The sequence below is a fragment of the Halomicrococcus pelagicus genome (assembly GCF_051917725.1).
Classification (GTDB): domain Archaea; phylum Halobacteriota; class Halobacteria; order Halobacteriales; family Haladaptataceae; genus Halomicrococcus.
In genome coordinates, this window is sequence record NZ_JBQBLX010000002.1 from 273,748 (window position 1) to 294,857 (window position 21,110).

General features: G+C 68.4%; 20 protein-coding genes and 1 pseudogene. 7 read left to right on the top strand and 14 right to left on the bottom strand.

Features of this window, described 5'->3' with window-relative positions:
• Nucleotides 1–47: 47 nt before the first annotated feature.
• From ACTF4R_RS06135 to ACTF4R_RS06150, 4 genes and pseudogenes are all read right to left on the bottom strand, one after another.
• Entirely contained in the window at nt 48–653 is a 606-nt protein-coding gene (locus ACTF4R_RS06135) for an HdeD family acid-resistance protein (RefSeq protein ID WP_433626067.1), read from the bottom strand.
• A 312-nt stretch (nt 654–965) separates the two neighbouring features.
• Entirely contained in the window at nt 966–1,277 is a 312-nt protein-coding gene (locus tag ACTF4R_RS06140) for a DUF7091 family protein (protein ID WP_440007020.1), read from the bottom strand.
• A gap of 73 nt (nt 1,278–1,350) precedes the next feature.
• Nucleotides 1,351–2,601, bottom strand: a pseudogene (locus ACTF4R_RS06145) (MFS transporter).
• Nucleotides 2,602–2,692: 91 nt separating this feature from the next.
• Nucleotides 2,693–3,571 (bottom strand): winged helix-turn-helix domain-containing protein, encoded by an 879-nt coding sequence (locus tag ACTF4R_RS06150; protein ID WP_440007021.1) that lies wholly within the window; start codon nt 3,569–3,571, stop codon nt 2,693–2,695.
• Nucleotides 3,572–3,834: 263 nt separating this feature from the next.
• On the opposite strand from ACTF4R_RS06150, the gene ACTF4R_RS06155 reads away from it, so the two are divergent.
• The 4 genes from ACTF4R_RS06155 (at nt 3,835) to ACTF4R_RS06165 (ending at nt 6,005) form a co-directional block, all read left to right on the top strand.
• The gene (locus ACTF4R_RS06155) at nt 3,835–4,767 is read left to right on the top strand and encodes a replication factor A (protein WP_433626075.1); all 933 of its coding nucleotides are present in this window, start codon (nt 3,835–3,837) and stop codon (nt 4,765–4,767) included.
• A 1-nt stretch (nt 4,768) separates the two neighbouring features.
• A complete protein-coding gene (locus ACTF4R_RS06160; RefSeq protein ID WP_440007022.1) occupies nt 4,769–5,389 on the top strand; it encodes an RPA family protein in 621 nt (206 codons plus the stop codon).
• 210 nt (nt 5,390–5,599) lie between these two features.
• Nucleotides 5,600–5,791, top strand: a complete 192-nt coding sequence (locus ACTF4R_RS21170; protein ID WP_473965262.1) for a DUF8118 domain-containing protein — start codon at nt 5,600–5,602, stop codon at nt 5,789–5,791.
• Nucleotides 5,784–6,005 (top strand): hypothetical protein, encoded by a 222-nt coding sequence (locus ACTF4R_RS06165; protein ID WP_440007023.1) that lies wholly within the window; start codon nt 5,784–5,786, stop codon nt 6,003–6,005. The genes ACTF4R_RS21170 and ACTF4R_RS06165 overlap by 8 nt, the downstream gene beginning before the upstream one ends.
• Nucleotides 6,006–6,030: 25 nt before the next feature.
• On the opposite strand, the gene hutH is transcribed toward ACTF4R_RS06165, so the two are convergent.
• The 5 genes from hutH to hutU are packed head-to-tail and all read right to left on the bottom strand — an operon-like array spanning nt 6,031 to nt 11,971.
• Complete coding sequence (gene hutH, locus ACTF4R_RS06170; protein ID WP_440007024.1) at nt 6,031–7,710, bottom strand: histidine ammonia-lyase; 1,680 nt, start codon at nt 7,708–7,710, stop codon at nt 6,031–6,033.
• A gap of 19 nt (nt 7,711–7,729) precedes the next feature.
• On the bottom strand, nt 7,730–8,023 hold the full coding sequence (locus ACTF4R_RS06175; protein ID WP_440007025.1) for a DUF8121 family protein: 294 nt from the start codon (nt 8,021–8,023) through the stop codon (nt 7,730–7,732).
• Nucleotides 8,020–9,282 (bottom strand): imidazolonepropionase, encoded by a 1,263-nt coding sequence (hutI, locus tag ACTF4R_RS06180; RefSeq protein ID WP_440007026.1) that lies wholly within the window; start codon nt 9,280–9,282, stop codon nt 8,020–8,022. The genes ACTF4R_RS06175 and hutI overlap by 4 nt, the downstream gene beginning before the upstream one ends.
• Nucleotides 9,279–10,238: a formimidoylglutamase gene (hutG, locus tag ACTF4R_RS06185; RefSeq protein ID WP_440007027.1), complete on the bottom strand. Its 960-nt coding sequence runs from the start codon at nt 10,236–10,238 to the stop codon at nt 9,279–9,281. The genes hutI and hutG overlap by 4 nt, the downstream gene beginning before the upstream one ends.
• Nucleotides 10,235–11,971, bottom strand: coding sequence for a urocanate hydratase (gene hutU, locus ACTF4R_RS06190; protein WP_440007028.1), 1,737 nt, complete (start codon nt 11,969–11,971; stop codon nt 10,235–10,237). The genes hutG and hutU overlap by 4 nt, the downstream gene beginning before the upstream one ends.
• A 90-nt stretch (nt 11,972–12,061) precedes the next feature.
• On the opposite strand from hutU, the gene ACTF4R_RS06195 reads away from it, so the two are divergent.
• The gene (locus ACTF4R_RS06195) at nt 12,062–12,706 is read left to right on the top strand and encodes a helix-turn-helix domain-containing protein (RefSeq protein ID WP_440007029.1); all 645 of its coding nucleotides are present in this window, start codon (nt 12,062–12,064) and stop codon (nt 12,704–12,706) included.
• Here the strand turns inward: ACTF4R_RS06195 and ACTF4R_RS06200 are convergent.
• Nucleotides 12,700–14,121 carry a YjiH family protein gene (locus tag ACTF4R_RS06200; RefSeq protein WP_440007030.1) on the bottom strand — a complete coding sequence of 474 codons (1,422 nt, stop codon included), beginning with the start codon at nt 14,119–14,121 and terminating at the stop codon, nt 12,700–12,702. The two genes, ACTF4R_RS06195 and ACTF4R_RS06200, sit on opposite strands and share 7 nt — an antisense overlap.
• Nucleotides 14,122–14,412: 291 nt before the next feature.
• Here ACTF4R_RS06200 and ACTF4R_RS06205 point away from each other — a divergent pair, with 291 nt between their 5' ends.
• Nucleotides 14,413–14,604, top strand: coding sequence for a hypothetical protein (locus ACTF4R_RS06205; protein WP_440007031.1), 192 nt, complete (start codon nt 14,413–14,415; stop codon nt 14,602–14,604).
• Here ACTF4R_RS06205 and ACTF4R_RS06210 read toward each other — a convergent pair.
• The 4 genes from ACTF4R_RS06210 to ACTF4R_RS06225 form a co-directional block, all read right to left on the bottom strand.
• Entirely contained in the window at nt 14,601–14,972 is a 372-nt protein-coding gene (locus ACTF4R_RS06210; RefSeq protein ID WP_433626104.1) for a cupin domain-containing protein, read from the bottom strand. The two genes, ACTF4R_RS06205 and ACTF4R_RS06210, sit on opposite strands and share 4 nt — an antisense overlap.
• Before the next feature lie 24 nt (nt 14,973–14,996).
• Nucleotides 14,997–16,217, bottom strand: a complete 1,221-nt coding sequence (locus ACTF4R_RS06215; protein ID WP_440007032.1) for an RNA-guided endonuclease InsQ/TnpB family protein — start codon at nt 16,215–16,217, stop codon at nt 14,997–14,999.
• Nucleotides 16,218–16,327: 110 nt separating this feature from the next.
• Nucleotides 16,328–17,098: a ParA family protein gene (locus ACTF4R_RS06220; protein WP_440007033.1), complete on the bottom strand. Its 771-nt coding sequence runs from the start codon at nt 17,096–17,098 to the stop codon at nt 16,328–16,330.
• A gap of 62 nt (nt 17,099–17,160) precedes the next feature.
• Entirely contained in the window at nt 17,161–17,589 is a 429-nt protein-coding gene (locus ACTF4R_RS06225; protein ID WP_440007034.1) for an HIT family protein, read from the bottom strand.
• Nucleotides 17,590–17,754: 165 nt separating this feature from the next.
• On the opposite strand from ACTF4R_RS06225, the gene ileS reads away from it, so the two are divergent.
• Nucleotides 17,755–21,030, top strand: a complete 3,276-nt coding sequence (gene ileS / locus ACTF4R_RS06230; protein ID WP_440007035.1) for an isoleucine--tRNA ligase — start codon at nt 17,755–17,757, stop codon at nt 21,028–21,030.
• Nucleotides 21,031–21,110 lie beyond the last annotated feature (80 nt).

Sequence of the window (21,110 nt, forward strand, 5' to 3'; positions counted from 1 at the left end):
ACGACGCTCGCCCCGTCAGTTCCTGCGGGAGCGCGAAAAGAGTCGGTTCAGGCTCCGCGGGGTTCGCTCCCCGGCGGAGTGGTAGTCTCGCGGGCCGTCTCGCGGCCGCCCATGGCGACGAACACCATCGCCAGACCGCTGGTCAGCAGCTTCACGCCGAAGAGCAGGCCGATGGCCCAGGCCGCGCTCGCCGGGAAGTTCACCCAGACGAGTCCGGCCAACACGAGCGCGAGCGCGCCGCTGACGACGAGTCCGCTCCAGTTCTTCTCCGGCCGTGCCCGGACGCCCATGACGATCTCGAAGACGCCGGCCGTGAACAGGAACGCGGTCACCAGCACGGTCAGCGTCGCGAGTCCGACGACCGGGTTCGCCATCAGCGAGATGCCGGCGACGGCGTAGAGGACCGCCAGCAGCCCCTGGACGACGAATCCCGTCCATCCCTTGCCGGAGAACGCCGCCGCGACGTGGACGAGGCTCCCCACGACGAGCGCCGCGCCGAGCAGGATGGACAGCGAGACGCCCGTGACGAACGGGAACAGTATCGCCAGGACGCCGAGGACCGCCACGACGATTCCGGCTCCCATCATTCCGCGCCACCCCTCGGCGGCGGTGTTCGATACCATTTCGGTGCCACTCTCGTACTCAGTGTTCATCGTAATTCCTCCTCATTATGTAGATACGCTAGAATACTATTTAAATAGAGTTGCCTGTTTGAAGCAGCTTCCGGCTTCTAGACCGTTCACCGGGCGTACTGCGGTCAGAATCGGCCGCGTCGCTCGAACGTCGCGGCACGAGCGACTGCGTCCCCGTCGTCAGGACCGACTACGAACACGTCGAGCGGCCGGCCGATTCGCCGGCCGTACCGTTCCACCGCAGTCCGGGCGTTCGGTCGCGGAGCCTCGAACGTCTGACGGGTCGCCGGCAGGACCCTCCCGAACGTCGCTCTCGTTCGTCCGGAACTCCGGTCACCACGTCTCGACGCGCCCGTCGCGGACGTCCTCGGCGCAACCCTCGCAGTCGGGATGGTCGGGGTCGAAGCAGGCCGGACGACCCTCGGGGTCGAGGCGGACCGCCCGGCGTTCGACGTACCGCCGACAGACTATCTTCGCCCGGCCGTGCTCGTCCTGTGGAAGGTCCGCGAGCGCGGTGTCCCGGGCGTTCCGGTAGGCCTCCTTCGCCTCGGAGATCTGGTCGCTGGTGGACCTGCGTCGCTCTTCGACCTTCTTGCCCGCCTTCCGGAGTTTCGAACGGAGGAAGCGTTCGAGGCGGTCGTCCATGCGTCGCGTTTGTGGGTAGAGGTAGATAGGTTAACTGGTGGTCTCGGCCTCGCGGTCGGCGGCCACGCGTCCGCTACGATTCGGAGGGAGGTTGCAGTCCCAGCATCACCTCGTCGGTTTCGGCGACCGACGGGAGCGACCGTATCTTCGGGTGGACGAGGTAGTAGCAACCGAGCACGACGAGCAGCCCCGAAAACAGGGACAGCACCGACCCGGGACCGAACGCTTCGCCCGCGGCTCCGCCGAGGAGGTTGCCGACGGGCATCATGGCTGCGGTGAGACTCGACACGACGGCGCTGACGCGGCCGAGGAGCGCGTCGTCGACCGACGATTGCAGCATCGACGAGAACATCACGTTGAACGCGCCGACGGGGGCGACGCTGGCGAACAGGAGCACGGTGGTGGCGAGCGGTCCGCGAACGGTCAGCGCCGCGAACAGGCAGCAGCCGGCCGACACGAACCCGACGACCGAGAAGTACCCGTACGACCGGTTCTCGACCAGCGACGCGGCGGCCGCACCGAGCAGGTTCCCGCCGGCGAGCGCCGCCATCAGCAGACCGTACGTCTCGGGGCCGCCCAGCGAGTCGGCGAACGCGGGCAGCACGGCCATCGCCGCGCCGGCGCCGAAGTTCGAGACCATCGCGCCCAGAACCATCGATACGACGACCGACCCGCGGAGGTAGTCGATGCCTTCCCGGAGGTCTTCGAGGTAGCGTTCGTCCGCCGCGTCGTCCTCGTCGCTCGCGTCGTCCACCGCCGGAACGGTCAGGCCGACGAACAGGAGGGTCGCGGCCGCGAACGTGACCGAGTCGACGACGAACAGCGTCGTCGCGCCGACGACCGCGAGCACCGCACCGCCCGCCGCGTTGAACACCACCTCGGTTCCCTAGTAGGCGGTCGAGAACAGCGAGTTCGCGCGGACGAGCTGCTCTTCGTCGACGATTCGAGGGAGCGCCGCGGTCTGGGCCGGGTACACCATCTGGTTGACGAGCGAGAGCACCGGCATGACGGCCAGGACGACCCAGACCGAGAGATGCCCGGTCGCGGCGGCGAGGGGGACGACGAGGACGAAGACGCCCTGGACGAGCTGCGTCCCCACGAGGACGCGTCGGAGCCGCCAGCGGTCCACGAGCGGGCCGAAGAGGAACTGAACGCTGGTCGGTAGCTGGACGAGGAATCCGGCGATTCCGGTGTAGAGCGACGACCCGGTCAGGTGGTAGACCAGCCACATCGCGCCGACGAAGTAGAGGCTGTCGCCGGCGTTCGTGACGAGTCGACCGAGGAACAGCCGGACGAACGCGACGTTCGAACGGAGCTTCGACATGAACGGAGGCAGTACCGCCCCGCCGTTAACTGTTAGTAGAAATACATTTCTGTGAGCGTCGTTGCAGAAACGAGTTTCTATTACGAATCTGTCACTTTTGCCGGTCGTCGACCACGTCGAGGTCCGCGTCGAAGGTGAACACGCGGGTCTCGTCGTCGACCGTGACCGGAACCTCGACGCGAAGCGGGTCCTCGTCGACGACCGTCGCGGCCCCTGCTCGCAGCCAGTCCAGTTCCCACATCGGCGTCTTCCGCACGTCGACGCCGTGCTCGTGGTGGAAACCGGCGACGGCCGGATGCGCGACGACGACGGCCGGAATCAACGAGTCCCACCGCTGACTGCACCGACCGCAGTCGTACCTGACCCGGACGTCGAACTGCTCGCCGTCGACCCAGTCCGGGGCGACGTCGTCGTCCGGCAGGTACACCGTCTCCTCGACGGGGCCGTCGCAGCAGTCGCAGAACCCGTAGGTCATCGCGTGCATCAGCTGCTTGCTCCACCGGTCGACGACCGCCGGGGCGTCCTCCCGTGACCGGTCTTCGAGGATGCCCGGCGGGACGTCCGGATTCGCGAACGTCATGTCACAGTCGTCGCAACCGACGGTGATGCCGTCCTCGCGGAATCGCGTCTCCATCGGCGCGCCGCAGTTCAGGCACGGGACGTCCATGGGGACCGGGTCGCCCTCCAGCACGCTGGTGTACCCGCCGGACAGCACTGCACCGACGACTCGACGTCCGGCGGCAGTGAGCCGATACCCCTCGTCGTCCTCGCGGACGAACCGCCCGACGAGTTTCCCGAGGTGGTAGTTGAACTGTCCCGGGTCCTCGACGCCGACCCGCTTTCGCACCTCGCTGAACGCGAGCGGGTCGTCGACCTCGTCCAGCGCGCGGAGGATGCGGAACCGGGTCTCGTGAGCCATCAGTTCGAAGGCCTCGTCGGGGGACAGGCGCTCGACGACGACGTCGCTCATGCCCGTCGTTCTGTCGGCGATGGACAAGGAATTTCGGGTCGGCACCGGTCCCGCGCTTGTTCTAACCCGGACCACCCTCCGGACGAACCGGAGAGGGCTCTCGAACCGCCCGAAAACGCTAGCTTCAAACCACCCATATACGCATCCTCGGCGCTGCTCGCTCGGATTTACACTTTCACTCCGGCTACGTAACCTTTTATGCCATCGCGCACCAACCCCGATACGTCTCCCGTGGAAACCAAAGCGGAGACGTGGAGCAAACCATGACCGATGTGCGACAGCATGCGGAAGAGATTCAGGAACAGTTCTCCGACCACCTGGACGTGACGGTAGACGACGTAGCGTCGCGTCTCGACAGCCTGGTCAACGAGTACAGAGTGCCGATGGAGGAGGCTCGACGCAGCGTCGTCAGCCACTACCTCGACGAGGCGGGCCTCGAACGCGACGAGATTCGCAGCGGCGGCGGCACCGAGGAAGCCGAACTCGCCGACATCGACACCGACGAGCAGTGGCTGAACGTCACCGCCAAGGTAGTGGACCTCTGGGAGCCCCGGAGCGACGCCGTCGGGCAGGTCGGCCTGCTCGGCGACGAGAGCGGCACCATCAAGTTCACGAAGTGGGCCAAGTCCGACCTCCCGGAACTGGAGGAGGGCAAGGTCTACCGACTCGGCAACGTCGTCACCGACGAGTACCAGGGCGACTACTCCGTGAAGCTCAACCGGACGACCACCATCGAGGAACTCGACCGCGAGATGGAGGTCGGCGACGACAGCGAGGAGATCGAGGGCGCGCTGGTGGACATCCAGTCCGGCAGCGGCCTCATCAAGCGCTGTCCCCACGACGACTGCACTCGCGTCCTCCAGAACGGTCGCTGCTCGGAACACGGCGAGGTCGAGGGCGAGTTCGACCTGCGCATCAAGGGCGTTCTGGACGACGGCGTCGACGTGCACGAAGTCATCTTCGACGAGGGAGCGACGGAGGAACTGACCGGCATCTCGCTCGACGAGGCGAAACAGATGGCGATGGACGCGCTCGACACGACGGTCGTCGCCGACGAGATGCGCGAAGAGACGCTCGGACACTACTACCGCGTCTCCGGGCCGACGATGGGTCGATACCTGCTCGTCGACGAGATGGAGACGCTGACCGGGCCAGTGGATGCCGAGGAAGCGCTCATCAAAGCGAGGTCGATCTGACATGAGTGGTGCACCAACGCGAGAAGTCGCGCGGCGTGCGTTCGCCGCGGAGTTCAACGACGCGAGCTACACGTTCAAGGAGTCGGAGGACGAACGCGCACCGGTCTACCTGCTCCTCCCCACGGGCGAGCGGGCGAACCGCGTGTTCGTCGTCGGAACGCTGACCGAGAAGGAGGACGTCGGCGAAGACAGCGAGTACTGGCGCGGCCGGGTCGTCGACCCGACCGGGACGTTCTTCGTCTACGCCGGCCAGTACCAGCCCGACGCCGCGGGGATGCTCCGCGAACTCGAACCGCCGGCGTACGTCGCCATCGCGGGCAAACCGCGCACGTTCGAGACGGACGACGGGACGGTCAACGTCTCGGTGCGTCCCGAGTCCATCACGGTCGTCGACGATTCGACGCGCGACCGCTGGGTCGTCGAGACGGCACAGCGCACCATCGAACGCGTCGCGGCGTTCGACGACGACGCGAACGAGTACGCCGCGATGGCGCGCGAGCAGTACGACCTTCCGGTCGAACAGTACCGCGAGGCGGCCATCGACGCGCTGGAGGGCCTCGACGAGGACGCCGACGCCGGCGACGCTGGCGAGTCCGGCGAGTCGGAGCCTCCTGCGCAGTAGCGGACGCGGTCGACTCGACGGCCGCGGTCCACCGCGTTCGAGAACATTTCTGGGGGGGTGACGACGAACCGTCGAACGAAGACGGAGCCGCGAGTAGTCGTACGAGCGCGATGGGCGGGAGAACAGCGCGACGAACGACGCCTGGCGTCGTGAAACGGTCGGGGTGTCACCAGCACCCCGACGCCGGGCGTGCCTCTGCCAGCAAGCCCAATGCACACCCATACGAGACGGTTACAAGAAATCACCGTTCCCGAACCGATAACCGGGCCGCACGAGGGACTCGACGCGGACGGACGCCTCGACCACCAGTACTGGCGCTGTGAGCGCTGCGGCCTCGAAAGCACCGACTCCCGCATGCGAGCGGGCTGCTTCCGCTGCGGTGCGGGAGGCGACGATGGTTGACGAGCGGTCCTCGCCCAGCACCGGCTGGGAGGAGGTGTACGACGCGATGGACGCCGACACCGACGCCGAGGGGCCGGCCCGCCCGTGTCCGGACTGCGACGCGGAGTCCGAACGCGTCTTCGACCGGGTGTTCCGCTGTCCGGACCACGGGTTCTGGGCGCTCGGCCGCGACGGAGACGTGCGGTCGGGCAACCGGACCGGGACGGAAGCGTAGTCGCGCTCCGGCCGACTTCGGACCGTTACTCCAGCGACTCGTCGAGGTCGTCCTCGACGCGCGCTTCGAGCAGGCCGGACCGGACCAGCGTCGCTGCGGTCGCGATGTCCTCGTGGATAGGTCGGTCCTCGACGAGCGGCGGCACGACCTCCCGAACCGCGTCGTAGGCCGCGCCCGTCCCGACCCCGTGCGCGAGGTCGTCGTCCTCGCCGTCGTGGTCGGCGCTACCTGTCGCGTCCGCCGCCGCCAGCGCCTCGCGGTCCACGAACTCCGCGGCCTGGGCGGCACAGAGGAGTTCGACCCCGACGACGGTCAGCGCGTTCTCGACCGCGCTCCGGGCGTCGAAGGCGCTCTGGGCGCTCATGCTCACGTGGTCCTCCTGGTTGCCGCTGACGGGCGTGTTGTCCATCGACGGCCGGCCGGTCGCGCGGTTCTCGTTGACGAGCGCGGCGGCGGTGTACTGGGCGAGCATGTACCCCGAGCGCAGGCCGGGCCGTTCGGTGAGGAAGGGCGGCAGGTGCGGTTCCTGCACGTTCGGGTTCAACATCCTGTCCACCCGTCGCTCGGCGATGGCGGCGAGTTCCGTGACGGCGTTCGTCAGGTAGTCGAGCGGGAGCGCGAGCGGGTCGCCGTGGAAGTTGCCGCCGGAGAGGACGGCGGCGTCGCCGGTCCCGCTGGCGCGCTCGTCGACCGCGTCGGCCGGGAAGATGAGCGGGTTGTCGGTCGCGCTGTTGAGTTCCGTCTCCACGGCATCCCGGAGGTGGGCGACGGCGTCCCGGACCGCGCCGTGGACCTGGGGAAGACAGCGAATCGAGTAGGCGTCCTGCACGCGGTCGCAGTTGCGGTGGGACTCGACTATCTCGGAGTCGACGGTGAGTCGCTTGACGTTCCGGGCGCTCGCGGCGTGGCCGGCGTGGGGACGCACGTCGGCGATGGCCCGGTCGCAGGAGGCGGTCGTGGACATCGTCACCTCGGTCGTGAGCGCGCCGGCCACGTCCGCGGCCCGTATCGCGCGCTCGGCGTCCTGGACCGCGAGCGCGGCGAGGCCGACCGTCAACTGGGTGCCGTTGATGAGCGCCAGCCCCTCCTTCGCCTGCAACGTCAGGGGTTCGAGGTCGGCGGTCGCGAGCGCCGCGTCGCCGTCGAGTCGTTCGCCGTCCGCTCGGCGGTCGCTCTCCTCCTCGCTCGCCCCGTCCGTCGAGCGTCGCTCGACGCGGGCCTCTCCCTCGCCGACGAGCACCAGCGCGAGATGCGCGAGGGGGGCGAGGTCACCGCTCGCACCGAGGCTTCCCCGGGAGTTGACGACCGGGTGAATTCCCTCGTTCAGCATCGTCGCGAGGTGGTCGACGACGACCTCGCGCACGCCGGAGTAGCCCTTCACGAGCGCGTTGACGCGTCCGACCATCATCGCCCGGACCTCCTCGCGGGTCAACTCGCGGCCCGCGCCGGCCGCGTGGCTCCGGACGAGGTTGGTCTGCAGGGTCTCTATCTCCTCGGCGGGGATGCGCTCGTCGACGAGTTCGCCGAACCCGGTGTTGACGCCGTACACCGCGTCGCCGCTCTCGACGACCGCGTCGACGCGCTCGCGGGCCGCCCGGACGCGCTCGCGGGCGTCGTCGGTGACGGTGACTGGCGCGTCGTCGCGGGCGACGCGCTCGACGTCCTCCGGCGTCAGGCTCTCGCCGTCGAGGCGTACCTCGGTCATGCTCGCACCTCCTGAACGCTCAGGGTCGCCCGTCGCCGCCGGTGAACGACACCCTCCCGTCCGCCTCGGCGACGTAGCGGTCGCCGAACCGACCGTTCTCCGATAGGACCTCGCGAATCACGACGTGCATCTCCTCGGGCGTCGAGTCGGGCCGCTCGACCAGGAACTGGAGACTGAGCGACCCGACACCGACCGGGCCGACGTCCGGTATCTCCAGTATCGTCGCGCCCGCGTCGGGGTCGTCGCGGAAGCGAATCTCCGGGTCTGGGCTGCCGTCGAAGGTGTCGAGGTACACGTCCGGCGGTACGCTCACGCACGGTCGACCACCTCCCTGCTCTCGACCACGTCGCCACCGTCCGCGACCACCTCGCCGCCCTTCACCACGGTTTCGACGGCGTTCACGCCGAAGTTGTAGGGAACGTGAACGTAGGTCGGCGCGTCGAGCACCGCGAGGTCGCCGGGCGTCCCCTCCAGCAGGGTCCCGGTGCCGTCCTCGACGTCGACGGCCCTGGCCGCGTTCTTCGTCGCGGCGACCAGCGCCTCGGCCGGCGTCATCCCCATCTCGACGCAGGCGAGCGACGCGGCGAACCCCATGCTCTGGGAGTAGCAGTTCGGGTTGAAGTCCGTCGCGGTGGCGACGGGCGCGCCGGCGTCGAGGAACGTCCGGGCGTCGGCGTAGTCCGCGCCGAGACCGAACGCCGTTCCGGGGAGGAGGACGGGCGAGACGCCTGCCTCGACGAGCGCGTCGACGTCCTCCTCGGTCGAGTGCAGCAGGTGGTCGGCGCTGGCCGCGCCGACGTCGGCGGCGAGTTGCGTCCCGCCGATGTGGGCCAGTTCCTCGGCGTGCACCTTCGGCGTCATCCCCTGCTCCGCCGCGGTCACGAGCACGCGCCGCGACTGGGGAACGTCGAAGACGCCCTCCTCGCAGAACACGTCGCAGAACTCCGCGACGCCCTGGTCGGCGACGGCGGGGATCTGCTCCTCGACGACTTCGGTGACGTACTCCTCCGTCTCTCTCCCCTCGGGCACCGCGTGAGCGCCCATGAACGTCGGCACCACGTCGACGGGATGGCGGTCGTCGGCGCGGTCGACGACGTCGAGCATCCGAAGCTCCGTCTCGGTGTCGAGGCCGTACCCCGACTTCACCTCGACCGTCGTCGTGCCGTGCGCGAGCATCGTGTCGAGGTGGTCGAGCAGGTTCGAGAGCAGTTCGTCGTCGCCAGCGTTCCGCGTGGCCCGCACCGTCCGGAGGATACCGCCGCCCTCCGCCAGTATCTCCTGGTAGGTCTTCCCCCGCAACTTCGCCTCGAACTCGTCGGAGCGGTCGCCCGCGAACAGCGCGTGCGTGTGGGGGTCGACGAACCCCGGAATCACGGCCTTCCCGTCCGCGTCGACCGCGTTCGCGGCGTTCTCCGGCGGGAACTCGCGGGTGACCGGGCCCGAGGAGCCGATTCGCGCCACCTCGCCGTCGACCACGGCGACCGCCGCGTCCTCGTAGACGCCGAGCTCGCCGTTCTCCTCGACCGTGACGACCTCGTTCGCGTCGTACACCACGGCGTCGACGTCGCTCATCGTCCACCTCCCGCGGCCGCGGCGAGGAAGTGCGCGACGGCTCGCGCCCCGGCCTGCGCCGTGCGGTCGCCGGACTCCAGCGGCGGCGCACACTCGACCACCTCGAACCCCGCGACGCGGTCGCGAGGTCCGCCGGCGTCCGCCGTGGCGCGTCGTGCCCCGCTGGCGACGAGGCGGAGCGAGCGGAACAGCTCCCGGGTCGAGAGGCCGCCGGGCGTCGGCGCGCTCACGCCGGGCGCCGCGGCCGCGTCGAGCACGTCGAGGTCGACGCTGACGTACACCGAATCGACGTCCGCCATCGCGTCCAGCGCGGTGTCGACCGCCTCGACCGGGTCGTCGCCGACCTCCTCCGCGGTGACGACCTCGCCCCGCTCGCGGACGTAGTCGGCGTACGCCGTCGAGTTCTCGAAGTGGCGCGCACCGACCACGGCGTAGGCGTCCAGCCCCGCCTCGTGCAACTGGCGGTACGGCGTCCCGCTGGACGGCTGGCCGTCGACCGCCCGGCAGTCGAAGTGGGCGTCGAAGTTGACGACGCCGACCGACTCGTCGAGCAGTGGCGCGACGTTCGGCACCGTCAGCGAGTTGTCGCCCCCGAGAAACACCGGTAGCGCGTCGGTGTCGTGGACCGCCGCGGTCGTCTCACCTATCGCGTCCTGAACGTCGGCGACGCTCTCGCCCGTCGGTACGTCCACGTCGCCGAGGTCCGCCACGCCGCCGACGGGACCGGCGTCCAGGTGGTGAGTCTTCGTTCCCGCGAGCGCGCTCCGGACGGCGGCCGGTCCCTCGCGGGCACCCGGACGGCCGATGACCGCGCCGTCGTAGGGTTCGCCGACGATGACGGCGTCGTACCGGTCGGCGTCCGCGAGCGCGGCCTGCTCGACGACGTGGCCGAACTGCTCGTCGTTCGGGTCCGCCGAGGTCCCCGTCCACTCGAAGGCGTGCGTGAGTCCCGTCATTCTCGGTCACGCATCGGGACGGCGACGTTCGACTTCTCCGACTCCTCCAGCGCGAGGTCGTAGCCAGCGTCGGCGTGCCGGACGACGCCCATGCCGGGGTCGGTGGTGAAGACCCGCCGGGCCTTCTCGGCGGCGAGGTCGGAGCCGTCGAGCACGACGTGGTTGTTCGCGTGGAGGGCGTTGCCGATGCCGACGCCCCCGCCGTCGTGGACGCTCACGATGTCCGCGCCCGCCGCGCAGTTCAGGAGGGCGTTCAGGATGGGCCAGTCCGCGACCGCGTCCGAGCCGTCCTGCATCGCCTCCGTCTCGCGGTTCGGCGAGGCGACGCTGCCCGCGTCGAGGTGGTCGCGGGTCACGACGACGGGCGCTTCTATCTCGCCGTCGGCGACGAGGTCGTTGATGCGGAGCGCGAACCGCGCCCGCTCGGTGAGTCCCTCGTCGTCCGTCTCGTACCCCAGCCAGCAGACCCGCGAGGGGAGGCCCTGGAACTCCACCTGCTCCTGGGCGAGGTCTATCCAGCGGTGCAACTGCTCTTTCTCCGGGAACAGTTCCTTGACCGCCTCGTCGGTGCGGTGGATGTCCTCGGGGTTCCCCGAGAGCGCCGCCCAGCGGAACGGCCCCTTCCCCTGGCAGAACAGCGGGCGCACGTAGGCCGGGACGAAGCCCGGATAGTCGAACGCGTCCTCCATCTCCCGGTGCTCTTTCACCTGCCCGCGGATGTTGTTGCCGTACTCGAAGGCGACGGCCCCCGCGTCCTGCATGTCGAGGATGCCCTGGACGTGCCGGGCCATCGTGTCGAGGCTCTCCTCGACGTACGTCTCGGGGTCTCGCTCGCGCAGTTCGTCGGCCTCCGCGACGGTGTAGCCGGAGGGGTAGTACCCCTCAAGTTCGTCGTGGGCGCTCGTCTGGTCGGTGACCACGTCGGGGACGAACCCTCGCTCCAGCATCGCCTCCAGCATGTCCGCGGCGTTGACGTGGACCCCGATCGAGTAGGATTCGCCCGCCTCGGCGGCCGCCTGGGCCTTCTCGATGGCCTCGTCCAGGTCGTCGGTCTTCTCCTGGCAGTAGCCGGTCTCGATGCGGCGGTCGATGCGGTCTTCGTCCACCTCGGCGGCGATGCAGACGCCCTCGTTCATCGTGACGGCGAGCGGCTGTGCGCCGCCCATTCCGCCGAGACCGCCCGTGACGACTATCTTCCCGCGAAGCCCGTCGTTCTCCGGGTAGTGTTCCTCCGCGAGCGCGGCCAGCGTCTCGTACGTGCCCTGGATGATGCCCTGCGTGCCGATGTACGCCCACGAACCGGCGGTCATCTGGCCGTACATTATCAGCCCCTTCGCCTCGAGTTCGTGGAAGTGCTCCCAGTCGTCCCAGTGGCCGACGAGGTTGGAGTTGGCGATGAGGACGCGCGGGGCCATCTCGTGGGTCCTGAAGCGACCGACGGGCTTGCCGGACTGGACGAGCAGGGTCTCGTCGTCGTCCAGTTCGCGCAACTCGTCGACGATGGCGTCGTAGGCGTCCCAGCTCCGGGCCGCCCGTCCGGTGCCGCCGTAGACGACCAGTTCCTCGGGCTTCTCGGCCACCTCGGGGTCGAGGTTGTTGTTCAGCATCCTGAGGGCGGCCTCCTGCCGCCAGCCCTCGCACTCGATGTCGGTGCCAGTGGGCGCACCCCGGTACTCGCGCCACTGCTCGCTCGGTTCGCCGACGTCGTGGTCGACCTCGACTTGTTCACTCATCTCTACCACGTGTTTGGTTCCCAGAGTGCAAATATCTCGGCCCCCGCAAGCGGAGGGGCATTTAAGTACTATCGGTGAGACGGAGCGTCCATGCACGAGGCGGTGTTGCGCGTCGGACAACCGGGCGTGTACGCGGCGGCGACGGACGGCACCGACACCACGCTCGAACTGTGGTGCAACGACCACTGTGACCTCCTGCACGTCAGCGGTCCCGGCGGTCGGGCGGTGCTGGACCACGTCGAGTCGCTGGTCGGCGTCCGCGAGTGGCTGGTCGAGGGCGACGAGCGCCTGCTCATCACCGAGTCCTGTCTGAAAGACCACGAGAACGACCGCATCGAACCCGTGCTCGCCCGCCACAACTGTCTGCTCGTCCCGCCGCTGCGGTACGCGGACGGCGAGAAGTGGTGTCGCGTGCTCGCGCTCGACCCGGCGAACCTCACCGCCCTCTACCGCGAACTCGCCGAGTCGTTCCCGGTGACCGTCGAGTCCAAGCGCGAGGTCGCCTCCGTAACCACCGACCGTCCGCTGCTCACTCCGGAGACGGCGCTGCCAGACCTCTCCGAACGCCAGCGGGAGGCGCTGCTCGCGGCCCACGAGGCGGGCTACTACCGGATTCCGCGCGAGACCACGACGGCCGAGTTGGCCGACGCGATGGACGTCGAACGCCGGACGTTCGAGGAACACCTCCGACGTGCGGAGAACAAACTCGTCGCCGGGCTGACCGAGTTCTACTGAAGCAGCCCGAGCGCGGCCACGAGGTGCGTCATCGCGGCGACGAGCGGGACGAGGATGACGGTTCGCATCGCGAACAGCAACAGGAGGTCACGGAACCGGATGGGGACGTCGCTGAACATGTCCATTATCATCGGACCGACGCTGGAGAAGAAGATGAGTTGCGACACCGCGAGGACGGCGACGAAGAACCTCGCCATCGGAGCGGCGTTCTTGGCGATGAGGACCGGCACGTACATCTCCGTGATGCCGACGATGGTCGCCGGCGCGACGGTTTCCGCGCTCGGGATGCCGAGCGCCGCGACGACCGGAACGAGCGGCGTTCCCAGGACGTCGAACGTCGGCGTGTACGCGGACAGGAGCACCGCCGCCAGTCCGACGGCGAGGATTGTTCCGAGGATGAGGCTGGTGAGCCGCAGTCCGTCCACGAACCCTCGTCTCGCCGCCTCGAAGAACGTCTCTCCCTCCTCTGCCTTGCCGACCGCTTCGCTGACGGCGAACCGGAAGTAGTCGAGTCCGGACCCCTGGAACGGGACTTCGGGGTCGGGTTCCGCGACGTACTCCCGGGGAATCGAACTGATGGGTGGAATCCGGACGAGAATCGCGCCGCAGACGACGACGCAGACGAAGTACGCCGCGAAGATGATCGGGAAGAGCGCGAGCATGTCGAGCGTGACGGCGACGACGCCGACGAACCCGATGCTGACCGTCGAGAAACAGGTGGCGATGGTGAACACTTCGCGTTTGTCGTAGCCGCCGCGTTCGAACACGTTCCGGGTGACGTACAGTCCGACGCTGTAGGACCCGACCCACGAGGCGAGACTGTCGAGTGCGGCCCGGCCAGGGAGCTTGAACAGCGGTTTCATCAGTGGACGGGCGAGCGTCCCGACGAACTCCAGCCCCCCGAGTTCGACGAATATCGTGATGAACACCGCGCCTATCGGGATGATGACGCCGACGCTGTACACCAGCGTTCCCCACATGAACCCGCCGGTGCCGTTCGAGTGGAGCCACTCCGGCCCCAGCTTGAAGAACATGACCGGTGCGAGAATCGTCCCGACGACGCGCAGGAACCAGAATCCGACGGAGATCTCGTAGTACGAGAGGTCGACGTCGAACCAGCCACGCCTGACGTCGAGTTCGGCGAGCGTCGTGAGTACGCCGCCAGCGACGATGATAGCGAGCGAATAGACCCCGACGGCGTCCGGGAAGTTGTCGGTGACGTAGCTCACCGCGATGTCGAACGGGACGGTTATCTGGCCCTCCCACGGAATCGGCAACAGGAAGAAGAACGCGCCGACGGCGAACGCGACGACGAACTTCGCCACGGGTCGCGTGCTGTACTCGTTCAGGTCGATATCCTCGATGCTCCGAACCGACGGCTCAGTGTCGACGGTCCACGTGTTTTCGGTAGACATTGACACCCACGAATCGACGGCCGCGTGATATATACCCCACACCGCCACACGCGGAGGAATTTATAAGCTCTCTCGCTCTCACCGGTCAGCGACGGTCGATTCGCCAGCCGTGTCGATACGCCGTTGCTAAGGCCGCCGCCCGACGCCGGGCGCGGAGAAACGGCTCGTTACGACGGATTCAAGCGGCCCGTAACGGCGGAGCGAAACGGTATCGCCAGGATACTGTCGAGAAAGCGGCTCATAACAAAGCCGGTCGCACCGTTACGCCAGGCCACAGGCGCGAGAGTTGTTATGAGTGGCACGCACGAGACGAGTACGCACGAGGAACAGTTGCCCCAGCGGTTCGACGAACGGGTGGAACTAGAGATCGAAGACGGCGCAGAGCGCGAACGACCGCTGGTCAGGATGCGCGACGCGACCGACGACGGGGCGTGGGTAGCGGCGAACATCGACGCCGTCGTCTCCCTCTCCGAACACCGCTAGGCGTCTTCGACGAGTTCTATCTCGTCGTCGCCGTTCGGGACGGCGCAGATGAACGCGCCCGCCTTCTCGGCCTCGTTGCGGTACCAGTGGACGGTCCCGGCGGGGATGAACAGCGAGTCGCCCGCGCTCACCTCGTACTCTTCGTCCCCGATGCCGACGACGTACTCGCCCTCCAGCACGTACTGCTCGTGTTCGACCTCGTTGGTGTGTTTCGGGACCTCCGCGCCGGCCTCGAGCGTGAACCGCCGGACGGCGAAGTTGGGGGCGTTCTGGTCCTCGCCGACGAGCACGCCCTTCGACAGGCCGTCGGCGGCGTCGACGCTCTCGTACTCGATATCGTCCGACCGGCGAACGACTGGGTCTGGCATACCCGGTCGTAGGCGCTCCGCCGGCTAAGTCTTTGGCACTTCCGACAGTTCCGCGTTCGGAACGAAGTCGCCGTCCGGCGTCACCCGACCCGAGGACAGCGCGCAGTACGCCGCGCCGACGCCGGGCGAGGAGAGCGGCCCGCGGCGAACGCACCGGAACGCGACGTTCTTCGCCGCGTTGTAGTCGTCGTTGGCCTCGTTGCCACATTTCAGGCACTCGAAGTGGTTGCGGTCGAGGTCGCGGTTCTGGGGATGGGTGAACCCGCAGGCGGTGCAGCGCTGGCCGGTGTACTCGGGGTTGACCTGCACCACGGTGATGCCGCGTTCGGCGGCCCGGTAGGAGACGAACTCGTACAGTCGCTCGAACGCCCACTCGTGGAACTCCCCGGCGTCCTGCAGTCGGTCGTGGGCGTCGCCGAGTTCGCCGAACGCGACGACTTCGCAGCGGTGTCGCTCGGCCTCGTCGACGATGCCGCCGGCGACCCGGTGGAGGTAGTCGCGGGCGTGCCGGTCCGTTCGGTCGCCCGTCCTGCGCAGCGTGCGGCGGGCGCTCCGGGTGTCGGTCGCCCGGAGGCCCGCCCGGCGGTCGACGAACTCGCGGTGGCGGTGCGCGAGTTCACCCCCCGGGAAGAACTCCGCCGTGCTGGTCACCGCGAGGTTCTCCACGCCGAGGTCGACGCCGAGGACGGTCGCGTCCTCGCCCGGCGGGTCCACGGCGGGCCGGGACGCGCGAAAGCCGAGGTGGAGGTCGAACTCGCCGTCGCGGTAGTGGAGGGCGCTCTTGGCGGGTTCCCAGCGGTCGTCGTCGAGGTAGCGCGACTGGTACCCGTCTTCGGCGGTGACGAGGTCGCAGCGGACGCGCTCGTCGGTCGTCGTGAGGCTGACGGTGCGGTCGTCGAAGACCGTCATCGTCCGGGTGTCGTAGACGACCGTCGGTGCGGTGAACTCGGGCTTTGCGCCCGGGTCGTCGGCCTGCCCCCGGTCGATCGCACCCTTGACCGCTTCGGCGGCGCGGTGGGTGGCGAGGACGGCGTGCTGGCTCCCCAGGTCGGTGCGCTCGCGAAGCTCGTCGTACGCGAGCTGCTGGACCTCGTTTCGCGTGTGACAGCGTCCCCAGGCGCTGTTGACCGCTATCTGACACCCCCGCTTCCACTCCCGGACCATCGCCAGCAGTCGCTCCCGGTCCCGCGGCTCCACCGCGAGGCGGGTGACCGCCGTCCGCTTGCAGTAGTCGGACTCCGTCACGCTCTTTTCTCGCGGGAGTGGCGCCTTGAATACTTCGGGATGGTACGCCCGCGCGGTCGTGGCGGAACCGGGCTTGTCGTCCCGCGCGCTGAATCGGGCGTTCACCGTCTTCAGGAGAGCGAGTCCGGCACGTACTCGTCGGGAACGTACTCCTCGCGGGCGGCGTTCAGCACGCCCTCCGTCGGGAACTCGACCTCCAGTTCGGCCGCGACGAGCGCTTCCGCGGCGCGGGCGACGGCGGGCGAGAACTCGGCGTCCAGGTCCGGTGCGCTCGCCGGGGCGGCGTCCCCGTTCGCCGGCACCACCGCGTCCGCGGCGTCGACCGGCTGGTCGTCGTCCGTCGCGCGGGTGGCGACGACGGTCTCCGCCGTCACCCCGACGTCGGCCAGTCGACCGCGGGCGCGCTGGACGGCGTCCGCGCCGCGCTCGGTGGCGGGTGCGACGAGCGCGACGCGCTCGACGGCGTTCGCGGCCGCGACGGCCTGGTTCGCCGCGACCGGCGGCGTGTCCACCAGCACGTGGTCGAACTCGCGGGCGGCCTCGGTAATCAGGTCCTCGAAGCGTTCGGCCGCCTCGGCAGTCTTCGCGCGAGCCAGCCGCTCGAAGGGAGCGTAGGCCGGACAGAGCGCGAGTCGCCCGGCGAGGTCGGCGGGGTGGTCGACGAGCGCGTCAGAGAGGTCTACGTCGGTGTCGGTCAGCAGCGCGGTCGCGTCTGGGTCGATGCGTCCGGGCGCGTGGCGGGCCAGTCCCTGGGTGGCGAAGGCCGCGTCGAGAACGGCGACGTCTCGTCCGGCGTGCGCGAGCAGGGCCGCGACCTCGACGCAGAGCCGGGTCGTCCCGGCCCCGCCGGTCGCGCCGACGAGTGCGACGGTTCGTTTCACGTTTCTGACCGAAACTGCTTCGGTGTCCTACAAAAACCTACGGGTCAGCGGGCGGAAGAAGGTCAGTGACCGCTCTCGATGTCCGCGGCGATCTCGTCCAGTTCCTCCTCGGAGAGGTCGGGGCGCCGGCCCGCGACCGCGTGGATGGGATTACCGCCGTCGTCGTGGAACCGGGGTATGACGTGGGCGTGGACGTGCGGCACTTCCTGGCCCGCGGCCTCGCCGTTGTTGAACGCGACGTTGCTCCCGTCGGCGTCGACCGCGTGCTCGACGGCGGGCGTGAGCCGGTGGAGGACGCCGAAGAGGTGGGCGGCGGCGTCCTCCGGCACGTCGTCGAGCGTCTCGTGGTGGCGCTTCGGAATCACGAGGGTGTGGCCGGGCGCGAGGGGATTCGCGTCGAGGAACGCCATGGAGACGTCGTCCTCGAAGACGGTTCGACTCGGAATCTCGCCGTCGACTATCTGGCAGAAGATGCAGTCGTCTTGGCTCATGACGTCGGTGATTTCGAGCGCGTGGCGTATCAAGGTTGAGGCTCCGCTTCGGCCCCGTCCGCGACCGACGCTCCGTCGGGACGGCCCGAATCGACCTCCGACGGGTACTACAGGCCCAACTGTACAACCGAACTCGATTTAACGTCGGGGAAGCACAGAACCAGTATGAGCAGCTTCGAGGACAGCGAGGAACAGAACTCGTCGAACCGCCGAACGCGGTTCGGCGAAGTCGACGACCAGTACGAGCCGGACGCGGTGGAGGACCGCGTGTTCGAGTACTGGGACGAGGTGGACGCCTACGAGAAGGCCACGGAACACCGCGAGGGAGAGGAGCCGTTCTTCTTCGTCGACGGCCCGCCGTACACGTCCGGGGCGGCCCACATGGGAACGACGTGGAACAAGACGCTGAAAGACGCCTACATCCGCTACCTCCGGATGCAGGGCTACGACGTGACCGACCGCCCGGGCTACGACATGCACGGGCTGCCCATCGAGACGAAGGTCGAGGAGCGGATGGGCTTCGAGAACAAGAAGGACATCGAGGAGTACGGGATGGAGAACTTCATCGAGGAGTGCAAGGAGTTCGCCGACGAGCAACTCGACGGCCTCCAGAGCGACTTCCAGTCCTTCGGCGTCTGGATGGACTGGGACGACCCCTACAAGACGGTCACCCCCGAGTACATGGAGGGCGCGTGGTGGGGGTTCCAGCAGGCCCACGAGCGTGGCCTCGTCGAGCAGGGCAAACGCTCCATCAGCCAGTGTCCGCGCTGCGAGACCGCCATCGCCAACAACGAGGTCGAGTACGAGGACGTCGAAGACCCCTCCGTCTACGTGAAGTTCCCGCTGCGGGACGGCGGAGCCGGGAACCGCGAGGGCCACCTCGTCGTCTGGACGACGACGCCGTGGACCATCCCGGCGAACACCTTCGTCGCGGTCGGCGAGGACGTGACCTACGTCGGCGTCGACGCGGAACGGGAGGGCGACACCGAGCGCCTCTACGTCGCCGAGGACGTCGTCGACGACGTCCTCAAGCAGGGACGGTACGAGGACTACGAGGTCGTCGAGGAACTGACCGGCGAGGAGATGGTCGGCTGGGAGTACGAGCACCCGCTCGCCGAGGAAGTTCCGGACCACCCCGACGGCGAGGATGCGCTGCAGGTGTACACCGCGGACTACGTCGAGGTCGACCGGACGGGGCTGGTCCACTCCGCGCCCGGCCACGGTGAGGAGGACTTCGAGCGCGGCCGCGAACTCGGTCTCGACATCTTCTGTCCGGTCGGCGGCGACGGCGTCTACACGGAGCAGGCGGGCGAGTACGCCGGCCAGTACGTCAAGGACGCCGACGACGACATCGTCGCCGACCTGGAGGAGAAGGGGCTGATGCTCTCGTCGGACACGACGACGCACAGCTACGGTCACTGCTGGCGCTGTGACACGGGCATCGTCCAGATAGTCACCGACCAGTGGTTCATCACGGTGACCGACATCAAGGACGAACTGCTCGCCAACATCGAGGACAGCGAGTGGCATCCCCCGGAGGCCCGCGACGAGCGCTTCCGCAACTTCGTCGAGGACTCGCCCGACTGGAACGTCTCCCGGCAGCGCTACTGGGGCATCCCCATCCCCATCTGGACGCCCGAAGCGGACGGGGACTCGTCCGCCGACGACTGGAACGGCGACATGGACGACGCCATCGTCGTCGGTACGCGCGAGGAACTCGCCGAACTGGTCGACCAGGACGTCGACCCCGAGAGCGTCGACCTCCACCGGCCGACGGTCGACGACCTGACCATCACGAGAGACGGCACCACCTACACGCGCGTCCCCGACGTGTTCGACGTGTGGCTGGACTCCTCGGTGGCGTCGTGGGGAACGCTCGACTACCCGAGCGAGCAGGACGACTTCGAGGACCTGTGGCCTGCAGACCTCATCATCGAGGCCCACGACCAGACCCGTGGTTGGTTCTGGTCACAGCTCGGCATGGGTACCGCCGCACTCGACGAGATTCCCTACGAGGAGGTGCTGATGCACGGGTACGCCAACATGCCCGACGGACGCGGGATGTCCAAGTCGAAAGGCATCACCATCGAACCCGACGAGGTCATCGACGAGTACGGCGCCGACCCGATGCGGCTGTTCTTGCTGTCGGTGACCCCGCAGGGCGAGGACATGAGCTTCTCGTGGGACGAGACCGAGAACATGCAGCGGGACCTCAACATCCTCTGGAACGTGTTCCGGTTCCCGCTGCCGTACATGCGCCTCGACGACTTCCGTCCCGACGACGTCGACCTCGACGAGGTCGACCTCGAACTCGTCGACGAGTGGGTGCTGTCGCGGCTCCAGACCGTCACCGCCGAGATGACCGAGCACTGGGAGGAGTTCCGCCAGGACAAGGCGCTGCACACCTTCCTCGAGTTCGTCGTCGAGGACGTCTCCCGGTTCTACATCCAGGTCGTCCGCGAGCGCATGTGGGAGGAGGAAGACAGCGCGAGCAAGCGGGCCGCCTACGCGACGTTCTACCACCTCCTCACGGACCTGGTCGCCCTGCTCGCGCCGTACGCGCCCTTCGTCAGCGAGGAGATCTACCAGAAGCTCACCGGGGACGCGGGCTACGACACCGTCCACATGCTCGACTGGCCGGACCCCAGCGGCTATCTCCAGGACCCGCAGCTGGAGACCGACGTGACGATGCTGCGCGCCATCGAGGAGGCGGGGTCGAACGCCCGCCAGCAGGCCGAGCGCAAGCTCCGCTGGCCGGTCCAGCGCGTCGTCGTCGACGCCACCGACGAACGAGCGGTCGAGGCGGTCGAGCGCCACCGCGACCTGCTGGCCGACCGCCTGAACGCCCGGAACGTCGAACTCGTCGCACCCGACGAGCAGTGGGGCGAACTCCAGTACAGCGCCGAGGCCGACATGTCACTGCTCGGTCCCGCGTTCGGCGACGACGCCGGCCGGGTGATGAACGCGCTCAACGAGGCCCGCGTGACGGACCCGACCGTCGCCGCCGTCGAGGGCGCGGTCGAGGAAGCGCTGGACGAGGACGTTGCCCTCGACGAGGAGATGGTCTCCTTCGTCACCGAGACGCCCGACGACGTCACCGGTGCGTCGTTCGGCGTCGACGGCGAGGAGGTCGGCGTCGTCTACGTCGACACCGCGCTCACCGAGGACATCGAGAGCGAAGGGTACGCTCGCGAGGTCATCCGCCGCGTCCAGGAGATGCGCAAGGCCCTCGACCTCGACATCGAGGAGCGCATCCGTCTCGAACTCGACGTCCGGGACGACCGCGTCGCCGACCTGGTCGACCAGCGCCTCGACCTCGTGACGTCCGAGGTCCGCGCCGACGACGTCGGCCCCGTGGAGGACGGCCACCGCAAGGAGTGGGACGTCGAGGGCGTCGCGATGGAGATCGCCATCGCGCCGCTGGCGGAGGCGCAGGCGTAACCCGACGGCCGTTTTCTTTTCCGCCGGCACAATCGCTGTTTTTATACCGTGTCGTCGTACGGTGCCCGTCGAAGTCGGCG